The organism is Pseudomonas sp. Irchel 3H7 (genome assembly GCF_900187605.1).
Classification (GTDB): Bacteria; Pseudomonadota; Gammaproteobacteria; order Pseudomonadales; family Pseudomonadaceae; genus Aquipseudomonas.
The window spans coordinates 110,849-136,422 of record NZ_FYEA01000008.1 but is presented as its reverse complement, the minus strand read 5'-3'; the positions used below and the strand labels follow the sequence as shown (position 1 = coordinate 136,422).

Below are 25,574 nucleotides of genomic sequence, written 5' to 3'. Positions count from 1 at the left end.
TACTTTTCGGGTGTTTGAGTGCCTGGATTTATTTAAGATTTTTGCGTGTAGAGAGTGGCCTCTTCATCGTTATGTGAAGAGGCACGATGAGAGGTATTTTAATTATCCAGCAGTATGCTTCTTACCTTGTCTCTTAACTGATCGATCGAAAATGGCTTGCCGATGATATGCATCCCAGCAGGGACGTTGATGTTTTCGGCATAGCCACTGGCAAACAGAATCGGCAGGGTGGGGCGCAGCTCGCGAGCTTTGATTGCCAGTTCTTGGCCATCCATGCCTGGCAGTTTGACATCGGTCATCATCAAATCGATGTGATTTTGCGTGTCTTGCAGAATTTTCAGAGCCTGTTCGCCACCATCCGCTTCAAACACCGTGAACTCCAGCTCCTCCAGCACATCGACGATCAGCATGCGCACGATGTCGTCGTCTTCTACGACAAGGATGGTGGAGGCGGGGGTAGACATAATAAGGCTCTCGAAAGTCAGTTCAGGGTCGCCGGTCGATCAAAAGTGCCGGGCTTCTTCATCAGTAAGTGGCGCAGTGCCACAAGTTCCCCGCCCGACGCAAAAAAAGCATAGCCGCAGATGGGGGCGCAAGGATAACTGTTCAGGGGCATGAACATGCTGGTGAGCGTAGGAATTTGCTGCGAAAGGTGTGAGAAAAATGGATCCATGCCGCCGTTTTGGGGCAAACTGCCTGTTTTTCAACAGTTCGACAAGGCTGCCCCATGTCCTCTCCGTCTACGGTTGATGAGCAACGGTTTCGTAAACTCCTGAGTCGCAACATCAGTCTGCCCTTGGGCGTCGGTGTGCTCAGTGCCGTGTTCTTCGTGTCGCTGATTACTTATCTGCTGTCGGTGATCCAGTGGGTGGAGCACACCGACCGGGTGATCAATAACGCCAACGAAGCGGTGAAGCTCACCGTGGACCTGGAAACCGGCATGCGCGGTTTCTTGCTTAGCGGCGACGAGCATTTCCTTGACCCTTACGAAACTGCCAAACCGCGTATCGCGGTGGCGCTCAGTACTTTGCTCGATCTGACCGCCGATAACCCGGTGCAGACCGATCGCTTGCGTCGTTTGCAGGCCTTGCAGATCGAGTGGGCCAATTACGCACAATCGATGATCGATCTGCAGCGCTCCAGCGGCGATTACCGGGGCGCGGTCAAGGCTGGACGTGGCAAACGCTTGACGGACGAAATCCGCAAGCAATTTGAAGACGTCATCGAAACCGAACAGGTTCTGCGCACGACGCGCAATGAAGACGTGCGCCGCACTACGATCTGGAGCATCAGCCTCTACCTGATTTTCATCGCTGGTATCAGCGGCTTGCTGGCCTATATCGGCCGTCGTGATCTGGTCAATCTGTCGACCAACTACGGCGCCAACCTTGCCGCACAGCAAGCCAGTGCCGAACGTCTGGAGCAGCAGGCGTGGTTGCGCAATGGTCAGACCGAGCTGGCCGAGCAGGTGCTGGGGCAACTGACGCTGAACTTGCTGGGGCGCAATATTCTGCAGTTCTGCGCGCAATACCTGGGCACCGCCGTGGCCGCGCTGTACGTGCGTGAAGAACATGGCGGCCTCAAGCGGGTGGCCACTTACGGCTTCTCTCGCGAGCAGGAAGAACAAGATCAGTCGATTTACAGCGGCGAAGGCATTGTCGGCCAGGTGGCGCAACAGGCGCGGCTGATCCGTCTGGATTCGGTGCCGTCGGACTACTTCAAAGTCAGTTCTGGGCTGGGCGAGGGCTTGCCGCACAGTGTGCTGGTAGTGCCGACCAGCGATGACGACCGGGTCAATGGCGTGATCGAACTGGGTTTCCTGCGGCCGCTCACGGATCGCGATATCGAATTGCTGGAACTGATTGCCGGCAATATCGGCACCTCCATCGAAGCTGCGCGCTACCGTCAGCGCTTGCAGGAAGTGCTGGCCGAAACCCAGCAGCTCAACGAAGAGTTGCAGGTGCAGCAGGAAGAGCTGAAAACCGCCAACGAAGAACTGGAAGAGCAGTCGCGGATTCTCAAGGAGTCCCAGGCGCATCTGGAAACCCAGCAGGTCGAACTGGAGCAGACCAACGAGCAACTCGCCGAGCAGGCGCAGACCCTGGCCGAACAGCGCGACGCCATGGACCTGAAGAACACCGAACTCAACCAGGCCCAGGTACAACTCGAAGAACGCGCCGAAGAATTGCAGCGCTCGAGCAAGTACAAGTCCGAATTTCTCGCCAACATGTCCCACGAACTGCGCACACCGCTCAACAGTTCGTTGATTCTGGCCAAGCTGCTGGCGGAGAACCCGCAAGACAACCTCAGCGCCGAACAGGTCAAGTTTGCCGAATCGATCTACTCCGCCGGCAACGATCTGCTCAACCTGATCAACGATATTCTGGACATCTCCAAGGTCGAGGCGGGCAAGCTCGAAGTTATTCCGGAGAACACCAGCGTGGCGCGTCTGGCCGATGGTCTGCGCAGCGTGTTCGAGCCTCTGGCGGCAGACAAGCAGCTGACCTTCAGTGTCGATTTGCAACCTGGCGCGCCGGGCATGCTCTACACCGACCGTCAGCGTCTGGAGCAGGTGATCAAGAACCTGCTGTCCAATGCCGTGAAGTTCACCGAGAAGGGCGCAGTCAGCCTGACCATTGCCGGCCAGCCGGATGATCGCGTCGCGTTCATCGTGCGCGATTCGGGTATTGGCATTGCTGCCGATCAGCAGGAAAGCATTTTCGAAGCCTTCCGCCAGGCCGACGGCACCACTAACCGCAAGTACGGCGGCACCGGTCTGGGCCTGTCGATTTCGCGGGATCTGGCGACCTTGCTCGGCGGTTCGATCAGCGTCAGCAGCACGCCGGGCCAGGGCAGTGTGTTCACGCTGGTGTTGCCGCAGCAGTTCGACGAGACCAATGAAGTGCCGTTCGCACCATTGACCTTTACCCCGCCAGCGGCGGTGGCCAGCGTGCCACTGGCGCCGGTTGTTTCGCCGTTGACGCCGGTGCACATTCCGCGCTTCGCCGATGACCGTAACAAAGCGCCATTCGCCACGCGCTGCATCCTGGTGGTGGAAGACGAGCCGAACTTTGCGCATATCCTCTACGATCTGGCGCATGAGCTTGGCTATCAGTGCCTGGTGGCTCATGGCGCGGACGAGGGCTACGACCTGGCCAAAGAATTCGTCCCGGATGCCATCCTGCTCGACATGCGTCTGCCGGATCACTCCGGCCTCACCGTGCTGCAGCGTCTGAAGGAACACGCCGGAACCCGGCACATCCCGGTGCATGTGATTTCCGTCGAGGACCGCGTCGAAGCGGCGATGCACATGGGGGCGATCGGTTACGCGGTCAAACCGACCACCCGCGAAGAGCTCAAGGACGTGTTCGCCCGTCTCGAGGCCAAGCTGACCCAGAAGGTCAAACGCGTGCTGTTGGTCGAGGACGACGACTTGCAGCGCGAGAGCATTGCCCGACTGATCGGCGACGAAGACATCGAAATCACCGCCGTCGGCCTCGCGCAGGACGCGCTGGAGCTGCTGCGCACGACGATCTACGACTGCATGGTCATCGACCTGAAATTGCCGGACATGCTCGGCAATGACCTGCTCAAGCGCATGTCCACCGAGGACATCTGCTCGTTCCCGCCGGTCATCGTCTATACCGGACGCAACCTGACTCGCGATGAAGAGGCCGAACTGCGCAAGTACTCGCGCTCGATCATCATCAAGGGCGCACGCTCGCCAGAGCGTTTGCTGGATGAGGTCACACTCTTTCTGCACAAAGTCGAATCGCAGTTGTCCCATGAACGGCAGAAGATGCTCAAGACCGCGCGCAGCCGCGACAAGGTCTTCGAGGGTCGCAAGGTGCTGCTGGTGGACGACGATGTGCGCAACATTTTCGCCCTCACCAGTGCCCTGGAGACCAAAGGCGCAGTCGTGGTGATCGGCCGTAACGGTCGTGAGGCGATTGAAAGACTCAATGAAGTCGAGGATATCGATCTGGTGTTGATGGACGTGATGATGCCGGAAATGGATGGTTTCGAAGCCACCATTGAAATCCGCAAGGATCCGCGCTGGCGCAAGCTGCCGATCATCGCGGTGACGGCCAAGGCCATGAAAGACGATCAGGAGCGCTGCCTGCAGGCGGGCGCCAATGATTACCTGGCCAAGCCTATCGACCTGGATCGCTTGTTCTCGCTGATTCGCGTGTGGTTACCGAAGATGGAACGCATTTAGTGGAACGTAGTACGCCAGCTGAACGAAACAGTGAAATCGAACTGCGCTTGTTGATTGAGGCGATTTACCTCAAGTACAGCTACGATTTTCGCGATTACTCCGGCGCTTCAATCAAGCGCCGGGTGCAGCACGCGCTGAGCCAGTTCGAATGCGCGACCATTTCGGCGCTGCAGGAAAAAGTCCTGCACGATCCGACGGCGTTCATGCAGTTGCTGCAATTGCTGACGATTCCGGTCAGCGAGATGTTCCGCGATCCGTCGCACTTCCTCGCCATTCGCAGGGAAGTGGTGCCGTTGCTGCGCACCTATCCGTCGATCAAGATCTGGATTGCCGGGTGCAGCACGGGCGAGGAGGTCTATTCGATGGCGATTTTGTTGCGCGAAGAAGGCCTGCTCGATCGCACGATCATCTATGCCACCGATATCAACCCGCGCTCGCTGGACAAGGCCAAGCAGGGGATTTTCTCCATGGAGAATGTTCGTGCGTATACGGCCAACTATCAGCAGGCCGGTGGTCAGCGTTCGTTTGCCGACTACTACACGGCAGCGTACGGTTATGCGATTTTCGACAAGAGCCTGTGCGAGAACGTGACCTTCGCCGACCATAGTCTGGCGACGGACAGTGTGTTCTCCGAAACCCAATTGATTTCCTGTCGCAACGTACTGATTTACTTCAACAAGAAACTTCAGGACCGAGCCTTCGGTCTGTTTCATGAATCGCTGTGCCACCGCGGATTTCTGGTGCTGGGCAGCAAGGAAACGCTGGATTTCTCCGGTTACGCGAACCAGTTCGAACCGCTGGTCAAACAAGAACGGATCTACCGCAAAACATGAACGAGGCCGTGGATTTACCTCGCGTCGAGGCGATTGTGGTCGGGGCTTCCGCCGGCGGCGTCGAGGCGCTGCTGAGCCTGCTCGGACCGCTGCGCCGAGGCTATAGGTTGCCGATCGTTGTGGTCCTGCATCTGCCCGAAGAACGCCGTAGTCAATTGGCCGAAGTCTTCGCCCGCCGCGTGGACATGCCGGTGCACGAGGCTGCTGACAAGCAGGATATCGTTGCCGGCAATGTGTATTTCGCCACGCCGGGTTATCACCTGTCGGTGGAGCAGGATCGCAGCCTCTCGCTGAGCCTTGAGGAGCGCGTGCATTATTCCCGGCCATCGATCGACTATCTGTTTGAATCGGCGGCTGACGCCTACGGAGAGTCGCTGGCCGCCGTACTGCTCACCGGCGCCAATCACGATGGCGCGCGCGGGCTGGCGCAAGTCAAACGCCGCGGTGGCCTGACCATCGTTCAAGACCCCGAAGACGCGCAAGTCGCCACCATGCCCTTGGCTGCACTGAAGATTCAGCAGCCGGACCATGTCCTACCCATTCACGGCATCGGCCGTCTGCTTGTCGAGCTGGAACGAATCGCATGCTGAGTAATATCCAAGCCAAACTGCTGATCGTCGACGATCTGCCGGAGAACCTGCTGGCGCTCGAAGCGCTGATCAAGCGTGAAGACCGTACTGTCTACAAAGCCTTGTCGGCGGATGAAGCGCTGTCGTTGCTGCTGCAACACGAGTTCGCCATGGCCATCCTCGATGTGCAGATGCCGGGCATGAACGGCTTCGAGCTTGCCGAGTTGATGCGCGGCACCGAGAAAACCAAGAACATCCCGATCATTTTTGTCAGCGCTGCCGGCCGTGAACTCAATTACGCGTTCAAGGGCTACGAGAGCGGGGCAGTGGACTTTCTGCACAAGCCGCTGGATATCCACGCGGTGAAGAGCAAGGTCAACGTCTTCGTCGATCTGTACCGTCAGAGCAAGGCGATGAAGCAACAGCTCGAAGCGCTGGAGCAGGCCCGTCGCGAGCAGGAAGCACTGTTGCAACAACTGCAAAGCACCCAGCTGGAACTGGAGCAGGCGGTGCGCATGCGCGATGACTTCATGTCCATCGTCGCCCATGAAGTGCGCACGCCGCTTAATGGCCTGATCCTTGAAACCCAGCTGCGCAAGATGCACCTGGCCCGCGACAACGCTGCGGCGTTCACCCTCGACAAGATGCACGCCATGGTCGACCGCGATGAACGCCAGATCAAAAGCCTGATCCGCCTGATCGAAGACATGCTCGACGTGTCACGCATTCGCACCGGCAAATTGTCGATCCGACCGAGCCGTTTCGATCTGGTGCAACTGGTGAGCAACCTGCTGCAAAACTTCGCGGCACAGATCGAAGCTGCTGAAACCGAAGTGTCGTTCACCGCGCCTGTACCGGTGGAAGGCCATTGGGACGAGTTCCGCATCGAGCAGGTGGTCACCAATCTGCTGACCAACGCCCTGCGTTACGGTGGCCGCAGCCCGATTCAGGTGCGGGTTTACCGTGAAGGTGATGAGGCGCGGGTCGAGGTGCAGGACCGTGGCATCGGCATCAGCCAAGAGAATCAGAAACGTATTTTCCAACAGTTCGAACGGGTTTCCGCCAAGACGGTAGTGGCCGGGCTCGGGCTGGGTCTGTTCATTTCCGAGCAGATCGTCGCCGCCCATGGCGGCTCCATCGTCGTCGAGAGTGAAATCAACGAAGGCGCCCTGTTTCGCGTTTGTCTGCCAATTCAGGAAAACGGCACATCCGACGCAACCTCTGATTGACCGTACGGTCGTATCAGCAGCTATTGACTGAACAAAGGCTTCCCATGAGCGTAGATGCACAAGATGTAGTACTCGTCGTCGAGGACGAACCGGTTATCTTGATGGTCCTGACGGATTACTTGTCAGGGCAGGGGTATCGCGTGTTGCAGGCGGAAAACGGCGAGCAGGCGTTCGAGATTCTTGCGCGCAAGCCACATCTGGACATGTTGATCACCGATTTCCGTTTGCCGGGCGGGATCTCCGGCGTGCAGATCGCTGAACCGGCCGTCAAATTGCGCCCGGACCTGAAGGTGATTTTCATCAGCGGCTATCCGCAGGAAATCCGCGAAACCGGCAGCCCGATCACACGCAAGGCGCCGATCCTGGAAAAACCATTCGACCTGGATGTGTTGCAGGAAAAGATTCAGGAATTGCTCGCGTAAAGCCCTGTAGGAGCTGCAGAAGGTTGCGATCTTTTGATGTTGATGATCAAGAACAAGATCAAAAGATCGCAGCCTTCGGCAGCTCTTACAGTTTCAGCGGTTTCAGCTTTTGATCATCTCCCGCACTTTGGCGGTCAACAGGTCGAAAGTGAACGGTTTGGTGATCATCTGCATCCCCGAATCGAGGAACCCGCCACGCACTGCGGCGTGCTCGGCGTAGCCGGTGATAAACAGAACCTTCAGCCCCGGACGATATTGGCGGCCGACTTCTGCCAGTTGCCGGCCGTTCATGCCTGGCAGGCCGACATCGCTGATCAGCAGATCGATACGCTGCGTCGAATTCAGAATCGGCACGGCGCTGTCAGCATCCCAGGCTTCGACAAAGGCATAGCCCAACTCACCGAGCACCGCGCAGACCAGCACGCGCACTGCCGGGTCGTCCTCGACGATCAGCACGGTTTCGCCGTCCAGCGCATCCGGGGCTTGTTGAATAGCCGAGTCTGGACTGGACAGTTCTTCACCGCGAAAGCGCGGCAGATACAGTTTTACCGTGGTGCCTTCATCGATCTCGCTGTGAATCGAGACATGGCCACGGGACTGCTTGCTGAACCCGTAGATCATCGACAGGCCCAGCCCGGTGCCCTGACCAATCGGTTTGGTGGTGAAAAAAGGATCGAACGCCCGGTTGATGACACTTTGCGGCATGCCGCTGCCGTTGTCGGTGACACTGAGCATCACGTAATCACCGGGTTCGAGATTGCTGTAGGCCTCGGTGAATTCGCGCTTGAGTACCTGATTACTGGTCTCGACCACCAGTTTGCCGCCGTCGGGCATGGCGTCGCGGGCATTAATGACCAGGTTGAGCAGGGCACTTTCCAGTTGATTGGGGTCGGCCTCTGCGACCCACAACTTGTCGTTGAGGCGCATGTCCAGTTGGATGCTTTCGTTGAGGCTGCGTTGCAGCAGTTCACCCATGGACAGCACCAGGGTGTTCATCTGCACAGCTTTTGAATCGAGTGATTGCCGACGCGAAAATGCCAGCAGGCGGTGGGTCAGACTGGCGGCACGGTTGGCCGAAGTCACGCCCAGATCGATCAGGCTGTCGAGGTCGTCCAGACGCCCACGGGCCAGGCGCCGACGTAACAACTCAAGGCTGCCGATGATGCCAGTCAGCATGTTATTGAAGTCGTGGGCGATACCGCCAGTGAGTTGGCCGACCGCTTCCATTTTCTGCGATTGGCGCAGGGCTTCTTCATTGTGCCGCAGTTGTGCGGTGCGCTCTTCGACCTGTTGTTCAAGGGTTTCCAGGGTCGATTGCAGACGTCGCTCGCTTTCACTGAGGTCAACCAGCCGGTCGCGAGCCTCGTACTGTCGTCGTCGGCCGCGCAATGCGGCGGACACCATACTGACCAGTGTCGCGGGATGGAACGGTCGCTCAAGGAATGTCACGTTGCCCAACAGATCGCTCAACCGCGAGGAGGGGCCTTGTTCCTGGCCGCCGTGATGGGTCAACAGCACAATGGGCAGATCCGACCACGCCGGCTGCTGCTCCAGGTGCAGGAACAGCGCTTCCAGTTCCGGTCCGCGCAAGGCTTCGGCGGCGACCACCAGACCGGCACCCTGTTCAAGCTCCGTGCACAGCGAATCCAGACCTGGCGTGACGAGTCCGCTGTAGCCGGCCTCGTTGAGGATCATCAGCGCAATCTGGCTGTCGCGACCCACCGGCGCCAGAATCAGCGCCCGTTCGGCCAGCGGCACCTGAACCGTCACAAGATCTCTTCCTGCAGCAATGGATTACTCGCGCCGAGGTAGGTGGGGACGCCTCGCAGCACGCCTTGAAAGGCTTCCAGCGGTTCACCGATGGTCATGCCTTGCGTGGAAATGCGGTATTCACGAATGGTCGATTCGTGGCTGCCGGTGCGTTTCTTGATGATCGAGATCGCGCGGCGGACTTTGCCTAGTGCTTCGAAGTAGCGCAACAGAATCACCGTGTCAGCCAGATAAGTAATGTCGACCGGCGCTTGCATGTCGCCGACCAGACCATGCTGGGCGACCGTCATGAACGTCGCCGCGCCTTTGCGGTTCAGGTACAGCAACAACTCGTGCATGTGCAGCACCAGCGCGTTTTCTTCCGGCATTGCCGCCTGATAGCCGTTGATGCTGTCGATGACCACGGTTTTGATTTGACCTTCATCGACGCAGCGTCGCACGCGATGGGAGAACTCACCTGGCGACAGTTCAGCGGCGTCGACTTGCTCGATCAACAGATTGCCGGTGGCCTGCAAGGCTTTCAGGTCGATGCCGATGTTTTTCATCCGCTCAAACAGCAGGCCGAGTTCTTCATCGAAGATAAACAGCGCGGCTTTTTCCCCGCGTAGTACGGCAGCGGCAGCGAAGATCATCGAGATCAGCGATTTACCGGTACCGGCAGGGCCGAGAATCAGCGTACTGGAGCCGGTCTCGATGCCGCCGCCGAGGAGCGCGTCCATTTCCGGGATGCCGCTCGAGAGTTGCAATCGCGCGTACTCGCCGCGATGTTCGGCCGCCACCAGTCGTGGGAATACATGCACGCCGTCGCCCATGATGGTGAAGTCATGGAAACCACCGCGATACTTCTGGCCGCGGTACTTGACCACCCGCACGCGTCGGCGCTCGGCGCCGTAGTTAGGTGTCAGCTCTTCGAGGCGAATGACCCCGTGAGCAACGCTGTGCACAGTCTTGTCGAGCGACTCGGTGGTCAGGTCGTCAAGCAGCAATACGGTGGCGTTATAGCGCACGAAGTAATGCTTGATCGCCAGAATCTGTCGGCGATAACGCAAAGAACTCTGCGCCAGCAAACGGATCTCCGACAGGCTGTCGAGCACCACGCGCGTCGGCTTGAAGCGTTCGACTGCTTCGAAAATCTGCTTGGTGGCTTCGCCCAGTTCCAGGTCGGAGGAATACAACAGGCTCTGCTGATGCTCGGCATTGAGCAGGCTTTCCGGGGGCGTCAGCTCGAAGATCTTGATGTTGTCATCCAGCGTCCAGCCGTGGGACGACGCCCCTTGCCTTAGTTCGCGCTCGGTTTCCGAGAGCGTGATGTACAACGAGCGTTCGCCGGCTTTCGCGCCGGCCAGGAGAAAATGCAAAGCGACCGTGGTTTTGCCGGTACCGGGTTCACCCTCCAGCAAGAAAACATGACCGCGAGACAAACCACCGGCCAGGATGTCGTCCAGACCCACAATGCCGGTAGCGGCTTTCGCACTGATCAACTCGTTAGAAGTAGACAAAAAATGCCCTCTCATGACTAAGGGAAGCGAGGCCGCCAACAGAATCACGCGGCCTGATTAACTTGACCCTTTGGCGTGATGGCAGTTCCGAAATTCCTTGCGAGATGTGTCGAAAGAGCTGTCGAAAGTGGGTCAGAGGCCTTGCTGCAAGGCCGGGTCATCCGGGTTGAGTTGTTCCAGTTGCGCCAACAGAATCTGCACATTCTGCAGTTGACCGCTTTCTTTCCAGTAGTTGATCAACAAGACCCGCGCCTTGCGGTCAGCGGGGTGGCGCTGGACGATTTCCTGCAATTGCTTTTGTGCCGCTTCCAGTTCTTCGGCGCTGTGCAGAGTGGTGGCGAGGTCGTAGCGGTAATCCTTGTTATCTGGCTCAAGTTCGACGGCCTTGGACAAGCCGAGCAGGGCGTATTCGCGCTGATCGTGGTGTAACAGCCAAAGACCCAGAGCATGTTGCAGATAAGCAGAATCGGGTTGCGCTTTGAGTTGTTGCCCCAGCAATTGCCGGGCGGCGTCGGTCTGGCCCTGGCGGTCGAGGACATCGATCTGCATCACCAGCGCCTGCAGATTGCCGGGCTCCAGGCGCAGGGTGTTATCGAGCGCGACCTGCGCCTCCTTGAGTTCGGCGTTGTGTAGATGCAGCCGAGCGATTTGCGCGTAGTTGGCGGCGCTTTCCGGTTGCGCCTTGAGCGTTTGTTCCCAGCCGTCGATTGCTTGTTGCAGCGGTGCGAAGTACAGACCCAGTTCATCCGGGGTCAAGCCGAGCAGAGCGTTGATGGCGGCAAAGCGCACGGTTTGATCTTCATCATCGAGCATTGGCCCGAGCAACAGGCTGCGTTGCCCGCCTGGCACCAGCCCCACCACGCTTTTGATCGCCGCCAGCCGCACGGCGGGGGATTCGTTTTGCAGGTCGGTGTCGGCCAGCTTCAACGCCTGTGGACTCGGATAGTTAGGCAGCTCGCCATGCAGCCACACGCGGCGCTTGACCGAGATGTCCGGACGGCCCAGCTGTTGATATAGCTGACGCGCCGCGCCCGGTTGACCCTTGCGCGCGGCATCCAGCGCTTCGCTATAGCCGTGTTTGATCGCATCGGGTATGACCGGCACGGTGCTGCGCACGGACAACCACGCGACAATGACGACAAGCACAAGGCCCAGGCTGATAAGCAGGTAGCGGCGCGACTGAGGCATGCAGGTTTCCGAAACAGGCGTTCTTGAGCAGAACGGCAAGCTTCGGTCAGCGCGGGCCACGAGTCAAACCCTGTGCATGCGAATCGCCCTACAAGCTGCGTCGACTCAGTTACCCGTCAGGCTTTCGATGCAGTGTCTACGCTTGCAGAAGTCGCTTCGATGAGTGTGCCCATGCAAGCCCTGTTCAATTATTTCAAGGCCGTGATCCATCCCGGTCAGGCCGTCCTGCTGTTTGCCCTGCGAACCATCGCGGCGGGATTGTTGACTTTGTATCTGGCCTTTTTGTTCGATCTCGACCAGCCCAAGTGGTCGATCATGGCGGTAGTCATCGTCAGCCAGCCGTTGGCCGGGATGGCACTGGCGCGCAGTTTCGGTCAGGTGATCGGTACGACCCTCGGGGCGGCGGTGGCGGTGTTGATCATGGCGATCTTTCCCCAGGCACCGCTGCCATTCATTACCACTCTGGCCCTATGGCTGGCGCTGTGCACGGCGGGCGGTACGTTGCTGCGCTACACCAGCTCTCAAGCATTTGTGCTCAGTGGTTACACTGCCGTGGTGGTGGCGTTACTGGCGATTCCGGATCAGGACGGTACGTTTTTACTGGCGGTTACCCGCGTGACCGAAACCTTGCTGGCCGTGGCGTGCGTGTGTGTCGTCAGCCTGCTGACAGCGCGCCCGCAAGCGGTGGCCAAGGGTTATTTCGCCAAAGTCGATCAACTGATCAAACTGGCCGCCAGCCACGCAGCGGCGGTGCTTCGCACGGAAGAAAGCGAGGCCGATTTCCAGCGCCGGCAAATGCAACTGCTGGGGGAGATCAGCGCACTTGAAGGCTTGCGGCGACACTTGTATTTCGATGCACCACGATTGCGCAGCGCCAACCATCTGGTGCTGCTGTTGGGCAATCAACTGATGCTGTTGACCTCGCGATTAACCGCGCTGCGCCATCAACGCGAACTGCTCACCGAACGTTGGGAGGGGGAGCTGCCGCTGGATATCCAGCGACTGCGTGCGGACGAACTGGCGCTCCTCGATCAGTTGGCGGAGCAGGGGCGATCATTGCCCGAGCCCACACGTCACCGGTTTATCACGCTGCAGCATCAGTTCGAGGCGCTCGCTTATCAGGCCGAACAACTGACTGAAGACATGAGTGCCACGCTACGTTCGCTGGCCTGGGCGCTGCGCTGGGAACAGGCGCGGCTGTTGCAGCAACTGGAGCAAATCCTCGAATTGAGCGATGCCATCCAGGAAGGGCGCGAGGCCAGTTGCCTCTATCGCGGTCAGGTCAGCCCGTTGCATCTGGACTTCACCCTGGCGTCGATGAACGCGATTCGCGCTTTCACTGCGTTGCTGGTGGCCGGGTTGATCTGGATCGAAACCGCGTGGGACGGTGCGCGGGGCGGGATGATTCTGGTGGGAATCCTCTGTTCGCTGATGGCTACTTTCCCGCGTCCACTGATGGCCGCGCAAAGTTACGCCCGAGGCTTGGGGCTCGCGCTGGTGGTCTCGGCGTTCTATCAATTCATGCTGGTGCCGGCGGTCAGTGATTTCGAGCTGTTGGCATTACTGCTGGCCCCGCTGCTGTATGTGATCGCAATTGGTCTTGCCAGCCCGGCGACGGCGGGCATCGGCATGGGACTGGGGTTGTCGAGTTTCCTGATGATCGGCCCGCAGAATGTCGGTACCGGGCAGAACACGGCGATTCAATGGTTCGAGTTCGCCGGCGCCTACGTCAGTGCGGCCATGCTTGCCCTGATTGTTTACGCGTGGATTTTCCCGTTTCGCCCGGCGTGGCGCCTTCGTCGCTTGTACAACGAAGCGCGCGAGCAGGTGTATGCGCTAACCAAAACCCCCGCGACCGATGAACAACAGTTCGCCTTCGAAAGCCGCATGGTCGATCGTCTGACCAGCATGCTCGGCCTGCTGCCGGCGGTGAACAGCCGCGCGATGCAGCAACTTTACGAAATCAGCCTGGCGTGTGTTGCGCTGGGTGTGGCGATGCATCAACTGCGTCAGCAGGCACACAACAATGCGCTGCTGACAGACACCTTCAATCAGCGTCTTGCTTCGGCCGTGCGCAAAACCGGGCGTTTTGTCGCCGGGCGTCAGGATGTGCAATTGGCACCACTGCTGACCACGCTGCATACACTGGGCGACGAACTGGATGAATTGCACGTCGCCAGTCATGAGCATGTGTGGTCGTTGTTTCGCATGCGCGTGGCCCTGTTGATCGTCGTGTCATTCCTGCAGCGCCACGGTGACGCCATCCAGCAATCTGTCCCGGAAGGAGAAGCAGCCCTTGCCCATTGATTTCGAGATTGGCGGTGTCTACCTGCCGCCCATTGCCCAGGCGCTATTGTTGGCCATACCGATATTCATGCTGCTCGACTGGGGATTGCGGCGTCTGGGTGTGCTGCGCCTGGTCTGGCATGAAGCGCTGTTCGAAGGCGCCCTATATGCCTGCGTCTGTGCCACGCTGATTTTGCTGATGGGAGCCTGATGCCTTGAAAGTGTTATTCACGCGATTGATCACGTTGGCGGTGGTGTTGCTGGCGATCGTGCTCGGCTGGTTCGCCTGGGAGCATTACACCCGCGCACCGTGGACTCGCGATGCCCGGGTGAGGGCGGATGTGGTGACGCTGTCGGCGGATGTCTCGGGGCGCATTGTCAGGCTGGCGGTGCAGGACAACCAGCATGTCGACAAGGGGCAACTGTTGATGGAGATCGACCCGGCGCGTTACAGGTTGGCGGTGGAGCATTCGCGACGTTCAGTGGAAGTGGCCAAGGCGACGCTGGGCCAGTCGCAAGCGGCAATCGTTGCCAGTGAAGCCTTGCTCAAACAGCGGCAAAGCGAAGAGCGTAGGCGGCGTACGCTCAAGCAGGGTTTTGCGATTTCCGGGGAAGAGTGGGAGAAATCCAGTACCGATGTAGCGGTGGCCCAGGCCGATCTTTTACGTAATCAGGCCAATCTCGGCCTGGCCGAAGCCAATGTGCAGTTGGCGATTGCCGCGATGACTCAGGCCGAACTGGACTTGCAGCGCACCCGCGTCGAGTCACCGGTCAGTGGCTATGTCACTAACCTGCTGACTCGCGAAGGTGACTACGCAGTGAGTGGCGGCGCGTTGTTGGCGCTGGTCGACAGTGATTCGTTCTACATCAGCGGTTATTTCGAAGAAACCAAACTACCGCGAATCGGTGAGGGCGATCGGGTGCGGGTGCAATTGATGAGTGGGGAGACCTTCGGCGGTACGGTGCAGAGCATTGCCTTCGCCATTGCCGACCGGGAGAACGCGCCGGGCAGTCGGCTGCTGGCCAACATCAACCCGAGTTACACCTGGGTGAAACTGGCGCAGCGGGTGCCGGTACGGATCGAAATCGATGGCGACTACGCCGGCAAAAACCGTTTGCGTGCGGGCACCACAGCGACCGTCACCGTGCTGGAAAACTGATCCCTGTAGGAGCTGCCGCAGGCTGCGATCTTTTGATCTGCTCCTTTAAAGCAAAGTCGAAAGATCGCAGTCTGCGGCAGCTCTTACAGAAGAGGGTGTGATTTTCTAGGCATAAAAAAGCCCCGCGACCGAATGATACGCGGGGCAAAAAATTTGGTTGGTTGCGGCCAACCAAAGGAGCTCTTTAACAATCGATTACTTGCTGGCAACAGTCTCCGGTTGCCAGCCGCCGCCAAGGGCCTTGTAGATCGCGACAATGCCGCGATACAGGTCAACTTCGGCCTGGGCCTGACTGTCTTCGGCGTTCAACCGTTCACGTTGAGCGTCGAGCAGCACGAGGAAGTCAGTCGTGCCTTCGCGATAGCGAATTTCAGCCAGGTCGGCAGCCTTGCGGCTCGATTCGCTCTGACGGATCAGCGAGATCAGGCGTTGCTGGCGTTTGCCGTAATCGCTGAAAGCGTTTTCCGACTCTTCCAGGGCCAGCAGCACTTGTTGCTCGTAAGTCGCCAGTGCGCCTTCGGCTTCAGCATCGGCGCCACGCAAACGGGCGCGTACGCTGCCAAGGTCGAACGCCGCCCACGTGATGCTCGGGCCGAGTGCCCAGGCGTTGGCCGCCGAGGAACCGATCTGCGAACCACGCCCGGCCGTCCAGCCGAGGAAGCCGCTAAGGCTGACCCGAGGGAACAGATCGGCTTTCGCCACGCCGATACGCGCCGTGGCCGAAGCCAGATTGCGTTCAGCGCTGAGAATGTCCGGCCGACGCTGCAGCAGTTCGCCCGGATCTCCGATCGGCAAGGCCTTGGCAATCGCCGGCAAGTCTTTCGGGCTCAGATCGACGGTCAGCTTGTCCGGACGCTCACCGAGCAGGGTGGCGATGCGGTTTTTCTGCCGAACCTGTTCCGCCTGCAACTGCGGCACGGTGGCTTCAACGTTGGCCAGACGCGCATCGGCGCGCTCGACATCGAGCTGATCACCGACACCGGCGTCTCGCAGGCTGATGGTGATCTTGCGCGACTCCACCTGATTGTTCAGGTTGGCCACGGCGATCTTTTCGCGCAGCTGGGCACCGCGCAGTTGACCGTAAGCATCGACCAGTTCGGCAATCATGGTGACTTGCAGTTGATACAGATCGGCTTCGGCCGCTTGCTGGTCGGCGTTGCTGGCTTCCAGATTGCGCTGGATGCGGCCAAACAGATCCAGCTCCCAAGCCATGTCCAGACCGAGGTCATAGCGTTCGCTATTGACCCGGTCGGTGGTCTGGCCAGGGATTTGCCCCTTGGCCAGATCACTGCTGGCGCGGCTGGTGATGGTCGGCATCGCATCGTTGCTGGCGTCGTCGCGGATCGCCCGGGCGGCTTTCCAGCGGGCGAACGCCACGCGCAGTTCACGGTTGCCTTGCAGCGATTGGGTCACCAACTGGTTAAGGGTCGGATCGTCGAATTGCTGCCACCAGATGCCTTCGAATTTCGAGCGGTCGAAGTTCTTTTGCCCGGCGGCGCCGTCGGTGACGGCCGTGATGTTGGCCGCCTCCGTGGCTGGGGTCTTGTAGTCGGGGCCGACGGCGCAGGCACTGAGGGCCAGCACCAGCAGACTCGGCAGGAAGACTTTCAGACTCATTGTTGCGCCTCCAGTTTCAGAGCTTTGGCCGCTTTGCGGGCTTCACCGCGTTCGACAAAGTTACGGATCAGTACGTAGAACACAGGTGTCAGCAACAGACCGAAGAAGGTCACCCCGAGCATCCCGGAGAACACTGCCACACCCATGGCGTGACGCATCTCGGCACCGGCACCGCTGGAGAACACCAGCGGCACCACACCCATGATGAACGCGAAGGAAGTCATCAGGATCGGCCGCAGACGCAGACGGCAGGCTTCCAGTACCGCAGCGAGCGGGTCGAGGCCTTCTTCCTGTTTGTCCTTGGCGAACTCGACGATCAGAATCGCGTTCTTACAGGCAAGTCCGACCAGTACGATCAGGCCGATCTGGGTAAAGATGTTGTTGTCACCGCCCGAGATGATCACGCCGGTGATGGCCGACAGCAGGGTCATCGGTACGATCAGGATTACCGCCAATGGCAGGCTCCAGCTTTCGTATTGAGCGGCGAGCACCAGGAACGCCAGCAGTACGCAGAGAGGGAACACGAACAACGCGGTGTTGCCGGACAGAATCTGCTGGTAGGTCAGGTCGGTCCACTCGTAGGTCATGCCGTTCGGCAGTTCATCTTTCAGCAGTTTCTCGATGGCTTTCTCGGCTTGGCCGGAGCTGTAACCGGGAGCTGCCGCACCGTTGATTTCTGCGGTGATGAAGCCGTTGTAGTGCATCACGCGATCCGGGCCCGAGGTGTCGCTGACCTTGATGAAGGTCGCCAGCGGGATCATTTCGCCTTTGTTGTTGCGCACTTTCAGCTGACCGATCTGATCGGATTCGAGGCGGAACTGTTGCTCGGCCTGAACGTTGACCTGATAGGTGCGCCCGAAACGGTTGAAGTCGTTGGCATACAGCGAGCCCAGGTAGATCTGCAGGGTGTCGAAGATGTCGCTGACGGCCACGCCGTGGGTCTTGGCTTTTTCACGGTCGATGGCGGCATCGACCTGTGGCACGTTCACCGTGTAGCTAGTGAACAGGCCCGCCAGTTCCGGCACGCTGTGGCTCTTGTTAATGATGTTCATGGTTTCTTTGTACAGCTCGTCGTAGCCCAGGTTGCCCCGGTCTTCGATTTGCAGACGGAAACCACCAATGGTGCCCAGACCTTGTACCGGCGGTGGCGGGAAGATCGCCATGTACGCCTCTTGAATGTTCGCATATTGGCCGTTCAAGGCACCGGCAATTGCACCGGCGGACATGCTCGGGTCTTTACGCTCGTCGAACGGTTTCAGCGTCACGAAGACGATGCCGGCGTTCGGGCTGTTGGTGAAACCGTTGATCGACAGCCCCGGGAACGCAACGGCGCTTTCCACGCCTGGCTGTTTCAGCGCCAGCTCGGACATGCGCTTGATCACGTCTTCGGTGCGATCCAGGCTCGAAGCATCCGGCAGTTGTGCGAAGGCCACCAGGTATTGCTTGTCCTGGCCGGGTACGAAACCGGTCGGCGTGCTGGAGAAACCGAAGAAGGTCAGGACCATCAGACCGGCGTAGAGCAGAAGGGCGATGCCGCTGCTGCGGATAACCCGGCCCACCGTACCGACGTAGCCATGGCTGGCGCGGTCGAAGAAGCGGTTGAACGGACGGAACAGCCAACCACCGAAGATCTTGTCGAGCACTTTGGAGAAGCGGTCTTTCGGTGCGTCGTGGCTTTTCAGCAACACAGCGGCCAGTGCTGGCGAGAGGGTCAGCGAGTTGAACGCCGAGATCACGGTCGAGATGGCGATGGTCAGTGCAAACTGTTTGTAGAACTGCCCGGTGAGACCGGAGATGAACGCTGCCGGAATGAACACCGCACACAGCACCAGAGCCGTGGCAACGATCGGGCCGGTCACTTCACGCATGGCGCGCTTGGTGGCTTCGACCGGATTCAATCCGAGCTCGATATTGCGCTCGACGTTCTCCACCACCACGATGGCGTCGTCCACCACGATACCGATGGCCAGCACCAGGCCGAACAGCGAGAGCGCATTGAGCGAGAAGCCGAACAGGTGCATCACCGCAAACGTACCGATCAACGATACCGGCACCGCCACCAACGGAATGATCGAGGCGCGCCAGGTTTGCAGGAACAGGATCACCACCAGTACCACGAGAATCAGTGCTTCGAAGAGGGTGTGAACCACCGCCTCGATCGAGCCGCGCACAAAGATCGTCGGGTCATAGACGATGCTGTAGTCCATGCCTTGCGGGAAGCCTTTCTTCAACTCGTCCATTTTCGCCCGAACGTCGTTCGAGATGTCGATGGCATTGGAGCCTGGACGCTGGAAGATCGGGATGGCTACCGCCGGCTGATTGTCCAGCAACGAGCGCAGGGCGTATTGACTGGAACCGAGTTCAACGCGAGCGATGTCTTTGAGACGAGTGATTTCACCGTCGTCGCCTGCACGAATGATGATGTTCTCGAACTCTTCCTCGCTGACCAGACGGCCCTGCGTGTTGACCGACAGCTGGAAGCTCTGGGCATTCGGGGCAGGGGGCGCACCCAATTGACCGGCCGCGACCTGGCGGTTTTGCTCACGAATCGCGGTGACCACATCCGTTGCGGTCAGATTGCGCGAAGCGGTCTTGTTCGGATCGAGCCAGACCCGCAGCGAGTAATCGCCCATACCAAACAACTGCACATCACCAACACCGTTCAGACGAGCGAGCTCATCCTTGATGTTGAGGATCGCGTAGTTGGACAGGTAGAGCATGTCGTAGCGCTTGTCCGGGGAGGTCAAGTGCACAACCATGGTCAGGTCGGGCGAGGCCTTGTCGACGGTGATACCGATGCGCGTCACTTCCTCGGGAAGCTTCGGTTCGGTACGGGTCACCCGGTTTTGCACCTGCACCTGCGCATTGTCCAGGTCAGTGCCCAGAGCGAAGGTGATGGTCAGGGTGATCTTGCCGTCGGCGGTCGACTGCGAGGACATGTACAGCATGTTCTCGACGCCGGTGATGGCCTGCTCCAGCGGAGCGGCCACGGTTTCACCGATGACTTTAGGGTTGGCGCCCGGGAAGTTGGCACGTACCACCACGGTCGGTGGCACGACTTCCGGGTATTCGCTGATCGGTAGCTGGAACAGCGAGATCGCACCGGCGATCAGGATCAACAGCGACAGCACCGCTGCGAAGATCGGCCGTGAAATGAAGAATTGGGAAAAATTCATCGGAGTTGTCGTCCCTTAACCGCGTGGGGTCGTAGCAGCCAGCTTCACAACCGAACCGGACGCACCTTTGGCAGGGGCGACTTTGGGCAGGTTGCTGGCTTCCAGCGCTTGACGTTGTTGAGCGAGTGCCGCGATGGTCTGTTCGCTGGCCATGGGCACCACTTCAGGAGTGACCGGTGAGCCAGGGCGAACCCGTTGCAGACCCTTGACGATGATCGTGTCGTCCTTGTTCAGGCCGTTACGGACGATGCGCAGGCCTTCGATTTTCGGACCCAGTTCGACGGCGCGGTACGCGGTTTTGTTGTCCGCATCCATCACCAGCACGAACTTCTTGCCGAGGTCGGTACCGACCGCTTCGTCGTTGATCAGCATGGCGTTGTAGGTACCGCTGCCGACCAGTTTCAGGCGTGCGTACAGGCCCGGGGTGTAGGTGCCGTCGCGGTTGTCGAACACCGCGCGACCACGAATGGTGCCGGTTTTCGGGTTGACCTGGTTGTCGACGAAGTTCATCTGGCCGAGGTGCGGATTGCCGTCTTCGTTGGACAGGCCCATGTACACCGGAGTGGTGGCACCGCGCTGACCGTTACGGGCGAGTTGGGTGTATTTGAGGAACACGCGCTCGTCGGCGTCGAAGTAGGCGTAGACACGGTCGGTGGAAACCACGCTGGTCAATGGAGTGGTGTCGGCGGTCACCAGGTTACCGGCAGTGATTTCGGCACGGCTGACGCGGCCGCTGATCGGCGCGGTCACGCGGGTGAAGCTGAGGTTCAGTTTGGCCAGATCCAGTTGCGCTTGCAGGGCACCGACGGCGGCGCGGGCTTCCTGTGCAGCGCTGGTGCGCGAGTCGGCCAGTTCGGCGGAAATGGCGTTGCTGGCGCGCAGACGCTCACCACGTCCGGCTTCGTTTTCACTGCGGGTGGCGTTGGCGCGGGACTGGGCGACCAATGCTTCGAGGCGGCGCACCTCAGCCTGGAACGGACGCGGGTCGATCTGAAACAGCAGGTCGCCTTTCTTGACCAGTGCGCCTTCGGTGAAAGCCACCTCGTCAATCTGGCCGGAGACCCGTGGACGGATTTCAACGGTTTCTGGCGCTTCGAGGCGCCCGGTGAATTCGTCCCACTCGTTGACCGGTTGTTCGATCACCTTGGCCACGCTGACTTTCGCAGCGGGCATAGTGGCGGCAGTCTCCGGAGTCTTGCCGCAGGCGCTCATCACCAGTACGGCCAACATGGCCAACGGGAAGCGCAAATGTTTGAGTGACTGTTCCATGGATGCATCCGCCAATGTATTGAAGATGGGCGGATGATGCTCGGCGGGGTGTGATGGCACGAATCGAATGAAGCAAAGGTAACTATCATTCGGAATGATATAAGACCCGAACGAGCCCTCTAGCATGCACCTTTCGTTAGGTGGCTATCAATCTCTCTCACGGCAATTCTCTGTTGCCTGACCTGCAAAAGTCAGGAGCGAGGCTGCGCGGCGGGGATTATGCGGGGATTAAAAATGCCGAACCCGCCATGGCGGCGGGTTCGGCAATGTGATCAGAGTTTCGGCAACTGGCCGATACGTCCGATCATTTCCGTCACGATCTGCAGATCCAGCTGGAATTGCTCCACGGTCTTGAACTCGCCATCAGTGTGACCGGTGTACTTCACATTTGGCATGGCCAAACCGAATTGCACGCCATTCGGCAGTTCATGCACCGAAGTGGCGCCGGCGGAAGTGCCGAACTCGTGTTTCATGCCGAGGTTTTCTGTCGAAACCGCCAACAGTGCCTTGACCCATTCGCCCTCAGGATTGCGGTACATCGGCTCGGCAATCGAGTAGTCGAACGCAACCGCTACGTGGGATTTCTTGCTCCACGCCGCCAGTTTCTCAGCGATTTCAGCCTTGAGCTTCTCCGGCGACTTGCCCTTCGGAACGCGCAGGTTGACCGCGAGTTTGAAGGCTTTGTCATCCATTCCGACGTAGGTCAACGACGTTGTCAGCGGCCCCATGAAAGCATCGGAGAAACCGACCCCCAGCTTGTTACCGAGGTAATCCAGACCCCAGTTGTCGGCGGCGTAACGCGCGGCATCGGTGATGTGGTTGTGCTTGAACGCGACTTTGCCATCAAGGCTATTGATAAAGACCAGCATCCGTGCGACCGGGTTGACCCCGGACTCTGGCTCGGAGGAGTGCGCAGATACGCCAGTCACGGTCAGCTTGACGTCTTTGCCATCAACCTTGGCATTCACCTGGAAATCGCCGCCATTACGCTTGGCAAACTCGTCACCGGCCTTCTGCAGACTGGCGGCCAGCTCCGCAGGCTTATCGGTGACCAGGGTGACGACAGACGCTGATGGAATCTGGTTGGTCGCCAGGCCACCGGTCATCGAGATGATTTCCGCACCTTTGCCTTCACCTTTGCGCTTGGCAAAGTTGGCCATGACGGTGCCGTAGCCTTTCTCGGCAATCACCACCGGGTAACCGCCGTCCAGCGCCAAGTTGTAGTTCGGTGTCGGATTGCGTTCGAAGTAGTAGGGAATCGCGTCACCCGTGGTTTCTTCAGTGGTGTCGACCAACAGCTTGAAGTTGCGCACCAGCGGCAGCTTTTCTTCCTTGATGACTTTCATGGCATAGAGCGTGACCACGATGCCGTTCTTGTCATCCTCGGTGCCACGACCGTACATGCGATCGCCGATCAGGGTGATCTTGAACGGGTCGAGGCGGGTGCCATCCTTGAGCACCCAGTTTTCCGGCGTCACCGGCACCACATCGGCGTGCGCATGAATGCCGACGACTTCATCGCCCGTACCGTCGAGGGAGATCTCGTAGACACGATTGTCGATGTTGCGGAATTTCAGATTGAACGACTCGGCAAGGCTCTGAATCTTCGCCGCGATCTTAGTGAATTCCGGGTTGTCGTGCTGTTCGACGCCGTCCTTGCGATAAGTCGGGATCTCGACCAGTTCGCGCAGGGTTTCGGTGGCGGCGGCGCTGTATTTCGCGCGCGTGTAGATACCCAGCAGACGATAGATTTCGTTCTGCTGCTCGGCGGTCAGGGTCTTGTTATCAAGGTACGCGCCAATCGCCGAGCCAATGTCGGCGGTTTTCGCCAGATCGCTCTTGCCCAGGCTGCCGAGGAACTGACGGAAGTCTGTGGCTTTGTCTGCACTGTAGGTCTTGAGGATTTCAGCGCTCTGTTGCGGGGTGATATTGGCTTGCGCGGGCGCAGTGAACACGGCAAGGCCGGCCAACATCAACGTGGTGGCAGCCAGTTTTTTGAAAGGGACATTCATTACGAAGGGCATTCCTTTGCAGGGCAGTGAGTTAGGCGTGTCTCAAGGTTGAGACACATACGCTTACAACCTAACACCGTGTCAGAGCCTTGCGGGAGTCCTGAAAGGGGATGTGTCGCACAAAAATGCAAAAGAGACGCACAAATGAAAAAGCCCGGGGAAGGTTTCCGGGCTTTTTTATGGGTGCTCGCCTGACAACCAGTGCTTCTCCAAATCCTTGCGCCAGGTTCAGCAAAGCGCGGCTATCTGAAGATCTGTTCAATCATGATCCTGGAGGGGATGAATAACGTATTAGTGTAATAGGCCTCATACCCATAGGCGGTTATGCGAACTTTGCACGGGATGGAAGTTTGCGACGTCAGCAACGGTTTGATGGCGTCGTAGTCATTCAAGTCGCGTTGCGTACCATCCGGATTGGTGTAGTAGAAGATCAGGTCGGAGGAAAACTTGTAATTGGGCCTGGCTTGACCGCTTGCGTTCACTCGCCCTTCGGCTTTTACCGCGATTGAATGCTCGGATGAGAACTCCATGTCGCGATTGAGAGAGCAGATCAGGGTAGGGTTGAGCTGGTTGGAGTTTTCGTAATCATTGAAAGCGTTCTGCAAATCCACAGTGGAGTTGAAGTGGGCCGTGAACAGATTGGCGGGGCCGAGCTCAAACGACGATAGCGTGAGGTCGGCGGGGGGAATGCTCGCCGTTTTTACGCAGCCGGTGAAGAGTAGAACGCCCAGGTATATGACCGCGCGGAAGCTGTTCATTGGCCGAAAATACCGTTGATTGAGTCAAAAATCAGATCGCAGGCGGACTTCGTCCCTTGCACAGGTTCTATAAACATCCAGTCAGCAGATGCATGGTGCCTATCAATGGTCTTGTTGATGGTCGGACCAGACTCGATCATCCAACGCTCCCCGAATTCTGCGACACCGTCAGATTGGTCAGGTGTACTGGCGTTGGCCCGGATGTTGATCCATGTTTCAGCGACAGGCGTTGGCTCCGAAAAATAGATATCGGAACCCAGCCATACCAGGAATCCTTCACCCACTGGATCGAGTGTCACCAGATATTTGATGGTGTAACCGGCTTCGGAAAGGATCTGTGACAGATGTGCGCCGTTCCATCCGCCGAGGCTGTGGCCGACGATGTAAACCGGGCAGGATTTGCTGGGAATGTTGTCGATGAAGTGAGTCTGGATATCGCCGGAACCCCTTGCATCCTTATAACTTTTAGGGAACCCCGTGTATTTCGCCGGCAGCTTGGCGCTGCCGGCAATTTTGCCGTCGAGCTGTTTTTTTGCGTCGTCGATATTGTGGAACGCGCCTTGAAAATAATATTTCTCTTGGTCGGCAGCCCCACCAATGAAAAAAACGATCGCCTTCTTTACGGGAACGGGAGCCGTCTTTACCGACTGATCCTTCACGAGTGTTAACGTCGGCGTGACGGCCAGACTCGCGGTATTTCCATTGGGAAGCTGGATTTGCTCTGCCGGCATGTTTTCAATCTTCCAGAAATAGTTTGAAGGTTTCTGCCACGTGTGAACTCACGACATGCGTGAACCCCAGCGAATCACTGGTGCCGTACTCGAAACTGCCGTCCGCGCGCTGAATCGCGTAGGCATGATTAGGCATGGGCTCACCCGTGCTTTCGTCGATCAATTTGATCTTGTCGCTGAAGTGCACCGGCATCGGCAGCAGACCGCTGAAAGGTGCCGAGACGAAGGTGTCGCCGATGATGACTGTTCCGGAACCGCCCACAACGATGTTGCCGTGTCCGCCCGTGCTGTCGATCGTCGCAGCATTCAAACCATTGATGAAAACGGTCGAGCTGACGCCTCCCGTGATCGGACTGCCACAAGCGGATTTGTCGGTCATCCGGGCGGCAGCAAGCCCGTCAAAGTTCACATTGGGCGAGCCACTGGCAATGGGATTCGTGCCATGTCCCGGAAGAGGGCAGCTAGTGGGGTCCGTGAGGCGTGCAGCAGGTTTTCCGCTCATGCGAAGTTCCGTTTCAAGAGGTCAGATCGGGCAGCCGTGATGAATAGCCGTATCGTAGAACAGCCAGGGCTGTTCGCTGGATCGACAGCCTTGGTGGTCGTAGTAATCGGGAATGGTGAGGATGTGGTGTCAGCTCTGCGAGACATTGACCCCATGTGCATCCGGACGGATGCGAGTGTTCGCCTTCAATCACACCGGTGGTGTTTGAAGAGGCGAGGGGCACAAGCGCTTGCATACGTGAAGTACGCATCAAATTTTACCGTCCCTGGAAATTTCGTTGCGAAGAATGCCGCAAGCTACGCTTGCGTTCAATAATATTCAGAACTGCCAGCGC

Annotated in this window: 19 protein-coding genes; 8 read left to right on the top strand and 11 right to left on the bottom strand. The window is 58.6% G+C overall.

All coding sequences use genetic code 11. The annotated features are described in order from the left end of the window. Positions 1-98: 98 nt before the first annotated feature. Positions 99-464, bottom strand: a complete 366-nt coding sequence (locus CKW38_RS16715; protein ID WP_095113299.1) for a response regulator — start codon at positions 462-464, stop codon at positions 99-101. Between the two features lie 263 nt (positions 465-727). Between CKW38_RS16715 and CKW38_RS16710 the strand changes: the two genes are divergently transcribed. From CKW38_RS16710 to CKW38_RS16690, 5 genes are read left to right on the top strand one after another with little or no spacing between them, the layout of a single operon-like run. Next, positions 728-4,219 carry a response regulator gene (locus CKW38_RS16710; protein WP_095113298.1) on the top strand — a complete coding sequence of 1,164 codons (3,492 nt, stop codon included), beginning with the start codon at positions 728-730 and terminating at the stop codon, positions 4,217-4,219. Then, positions 4,219-5,052 (top strand): protein-glutamate O-methyltransferase CheR, encoded by an 834-nt coding sequence (locus CKW38_RS16705; protein WP_007914952.1) that lies wholly within the window; start codon positions 4,219-4,221, stop codon positions 5,050-5,052. Before CKW38_RS16710 ends, CKW38_RS16705 begins: the two co-directional genes overlap by 1 nt. Then, positions 5,049-5,642, top strand: coding sequence for a chemotaxis protein CheB (locus CKW38_RS16700; RefSeq protein ID WP_007914949.1), 594 nt, complete (start codon positions 5,049-5,051; stop codon positions 5,640-5,642). The genes CKW38_RS16705 and CKW38_RS16700 overlap by 4 nt, the downstream gene beginning before the upstream one ends. Further along, entirely contained in the window at positions 5,636-6,850 is a 1,215-nt protein-coding gene (locus CKW38_RS16695) for a hybrid sensor histidine kinase/response regulator (protein ID WP_007914947.1), read from the top strand. The genes CKW38_RS16700 and CKW38_RS16695 overlap by 7 nt, the downstream gene beginning before the upstream one ends. A gap of 44 nt (positions 6,851-6,894) precedes the next feature. Further along, the gene (locus tag CKW38_RS16690; protein WP_007914945.1) at positions 6,895-7,272 is read left to right on the top strand and encodes a response regulator; all 378 of its coding nucleotides are present in this window, start codon (positions 6,895-6,897) and stop codon (positions 7,270-7,272) included. Positions 7,273-7,374: 102 nt separating this feature from the next. Here the strand turns inward: CKW38_RS16690 and CKW38_RS16685 are convergent, their stop codons facing one another. From CKW38_RS16685 to CKW38_RS16675, 3 genes are all read right to left on the bottom strand, one after another. Then, complete coding sequence (locus CKW38_RS16685; protein WP_095113297.1) at positions 7,375-9,042, bottom strand: ATP-binding protein; 1,668 nt, start codon at positions 9,040-9,042, stop codon at positions 7,375-7,377. Continuing rightward, the gene (locus tag CKW38_RS16680) at positions 9,039-10,541 is read right to left on the bottom strand and encodes an ATPase domain-containing protein (RefSeq protein ID WP_095113296.1); all 1,503 of its coding nucleotides are present in this window, start codon (positions 10,539-10,541) and stop codon (positions 9,039-9,041) included. Before CKW38_RS16680 ends, CKW38_RS16685 begins: the two co-directional genes overlap by 4 nt. Positions 10,542-10,673: 132 nt before the next feature. Then, entirely contained in the window at positions 10,674-11,729 is a 1,056-nt protein-coding gene (locus CKW38_RS16675) for a tetratricopeptide repeat protein (RefSeq protein WP_007914942.1), read from the bottom strand. A gap of 171 nt (positions 11,730-11,900) precedes the next feature. Between CKW38_RS16675 and CKW38_RS16670 the strand changes: the two genes are divergently transcribed. From CKW38_RS16670 to CKW38_RS16660, 3 genes are read left to right on the top strand one after another with little or no spacing between them, the layout of a single operon-like run. After that, positions 11,901-14,036: an FUSC family protein gene (locus CKW38_RS16670; protein ID WP_095113295.1), complete on the top strand. Its 2,136-nt coding sequence runs from the start codon at positions 11,901-11,903 to the stop codon at positions 14,034-14,036. Then, positions 14,026-14,226 carry a DUF1656 domain-containing protein gene (locus tag CKW38_RS16665; RefSeq protein WP_007914938.1) on the top strand — a complete coding sequence of 67 codons (201 nt, stop codon included), beginning with the start codon at positions 14,026-14,028 and terminating at the stop codon, positions 14,224-14,226. The genes CKW38_RS16670 and CKW38_RS16665 overlap by 11 nt, the downstream gene beginning before the upstream one ends. A 4-nt stretch (positions 14,227-14,230) precedes the next feature. Beyond that, positions 14,231-15,175 (top strand): HlyD family secretion protein, encoded by a 945-nt coding sequence (locus CKW38_RS16660; RefSeq protein WP_007914936.1) that lies wholly within the window; start codon positions 14,231-14,233, stop codon positions 15,173-15,175. Between the two features lie 195 nt (positions 15,176-15,370). Here the strand turns inward: CKW38_RS16660 and CKW38_RS16655 are convergent, their stop codons facing one another. The 7 genes from CKW38_RS16655 to CKW38_RS16625 all read right to left on the bottom strand — a co-directional run bounded on the left by CKW38_RS16655 (position 15,371) and on the right by CKW38_RS16625 (position 25,240). After that, positions 15,371-16,792, bottom strand: coding sequence for an efflux transporter outer membrane subunit (locus CKW38_RS16655; protein ID WP_007914935.1), 1,422 nt, complete (start codon positions 16,790-16,792; stop codon positions 15,371-15,373). Continuing rightward, complete coding sequence (locus CKW38_RS16650; protein ID WP_007914933.1) at positions 16,789-19,968, bottom strand: efflux RND transporter permease subunit; 3,180 nt, start codon at positions 19,966-19,968, stop codon at positions 16,789-16,791. Before CKW38_RS16650 ends, CKW38_RS16655 begins: the two co-directional genes overlap by 4 nt. Positions 19,969-19,983: 15 nt before the next feature. Then, the gene (gene mexE, locus CKW38_RS16645; RefSeq protein WP_007914931.1) at positions 19,984-21,237 is read right to left on the bottom strand and encodes a multidrug efflux RND transporter periplasmic adaptor subunit MexE; all 1,254 of its coding nucleotides are present in this window, start codon (positions 21,235-21,237) and stop codon (positions 19,984-19,986) included. A 272-nt stretch (positions 21,238-21,509) separates the two neighbouring features. Continuing rightward, positions 21,510-23,249 carry a dipeptidase gene (locus tag CKW38_RS16640; protein ID WP_095113294.1) on the bottom strand — a complete coding sequence of 580 codons (1,740 nt, stop codon included), beginning with the start codon at positions 23,247-23,249 and terminating at the stop codon, positions 21,510-21,512. A 242-nt stretch (positions 23,250-23,491) separates the two neighbouring features. Beyond that, the gene (locus tag CKW38_RS16635; RefSeq protein ID WP_007914927.1) at positions 23,492-24,007 is read right to left on the bottom strand and encodes a hypothetical protein; all 516 of its coding nucleotides are present in this window, start codon (positions 24,005-24,007) and stop codon (positions 23,492-23,494) included. After that, positions 24,004-24,738 (bottom strand): hypothetical protein, encoded by a 735-nt coding sequence (locus CKW38_RS16630; RefSeq protein ID WP_007914925.1) that lies wholly within the window; start codon positions 24,736-24,738, stop codon positions 24,004-24,006. Before CKW38_RS16630 ends, CKW38_RS16635 begins: the two co-directional genes overlap by 4 nt. A gap of 4 nt (positions 24,739-24,742) precedes the next feature. Then, entirely contained in the window at positions 24,743-25,240 is a 498-nt protein-coding gene (locus tag CKW38_RS16625; RefSeq protein WP_007914923.1) for a PAAR domain-containing protein, read from the bottom strand. Positions 25,241-25,574 lie beyond the last annotated feature (334 nt).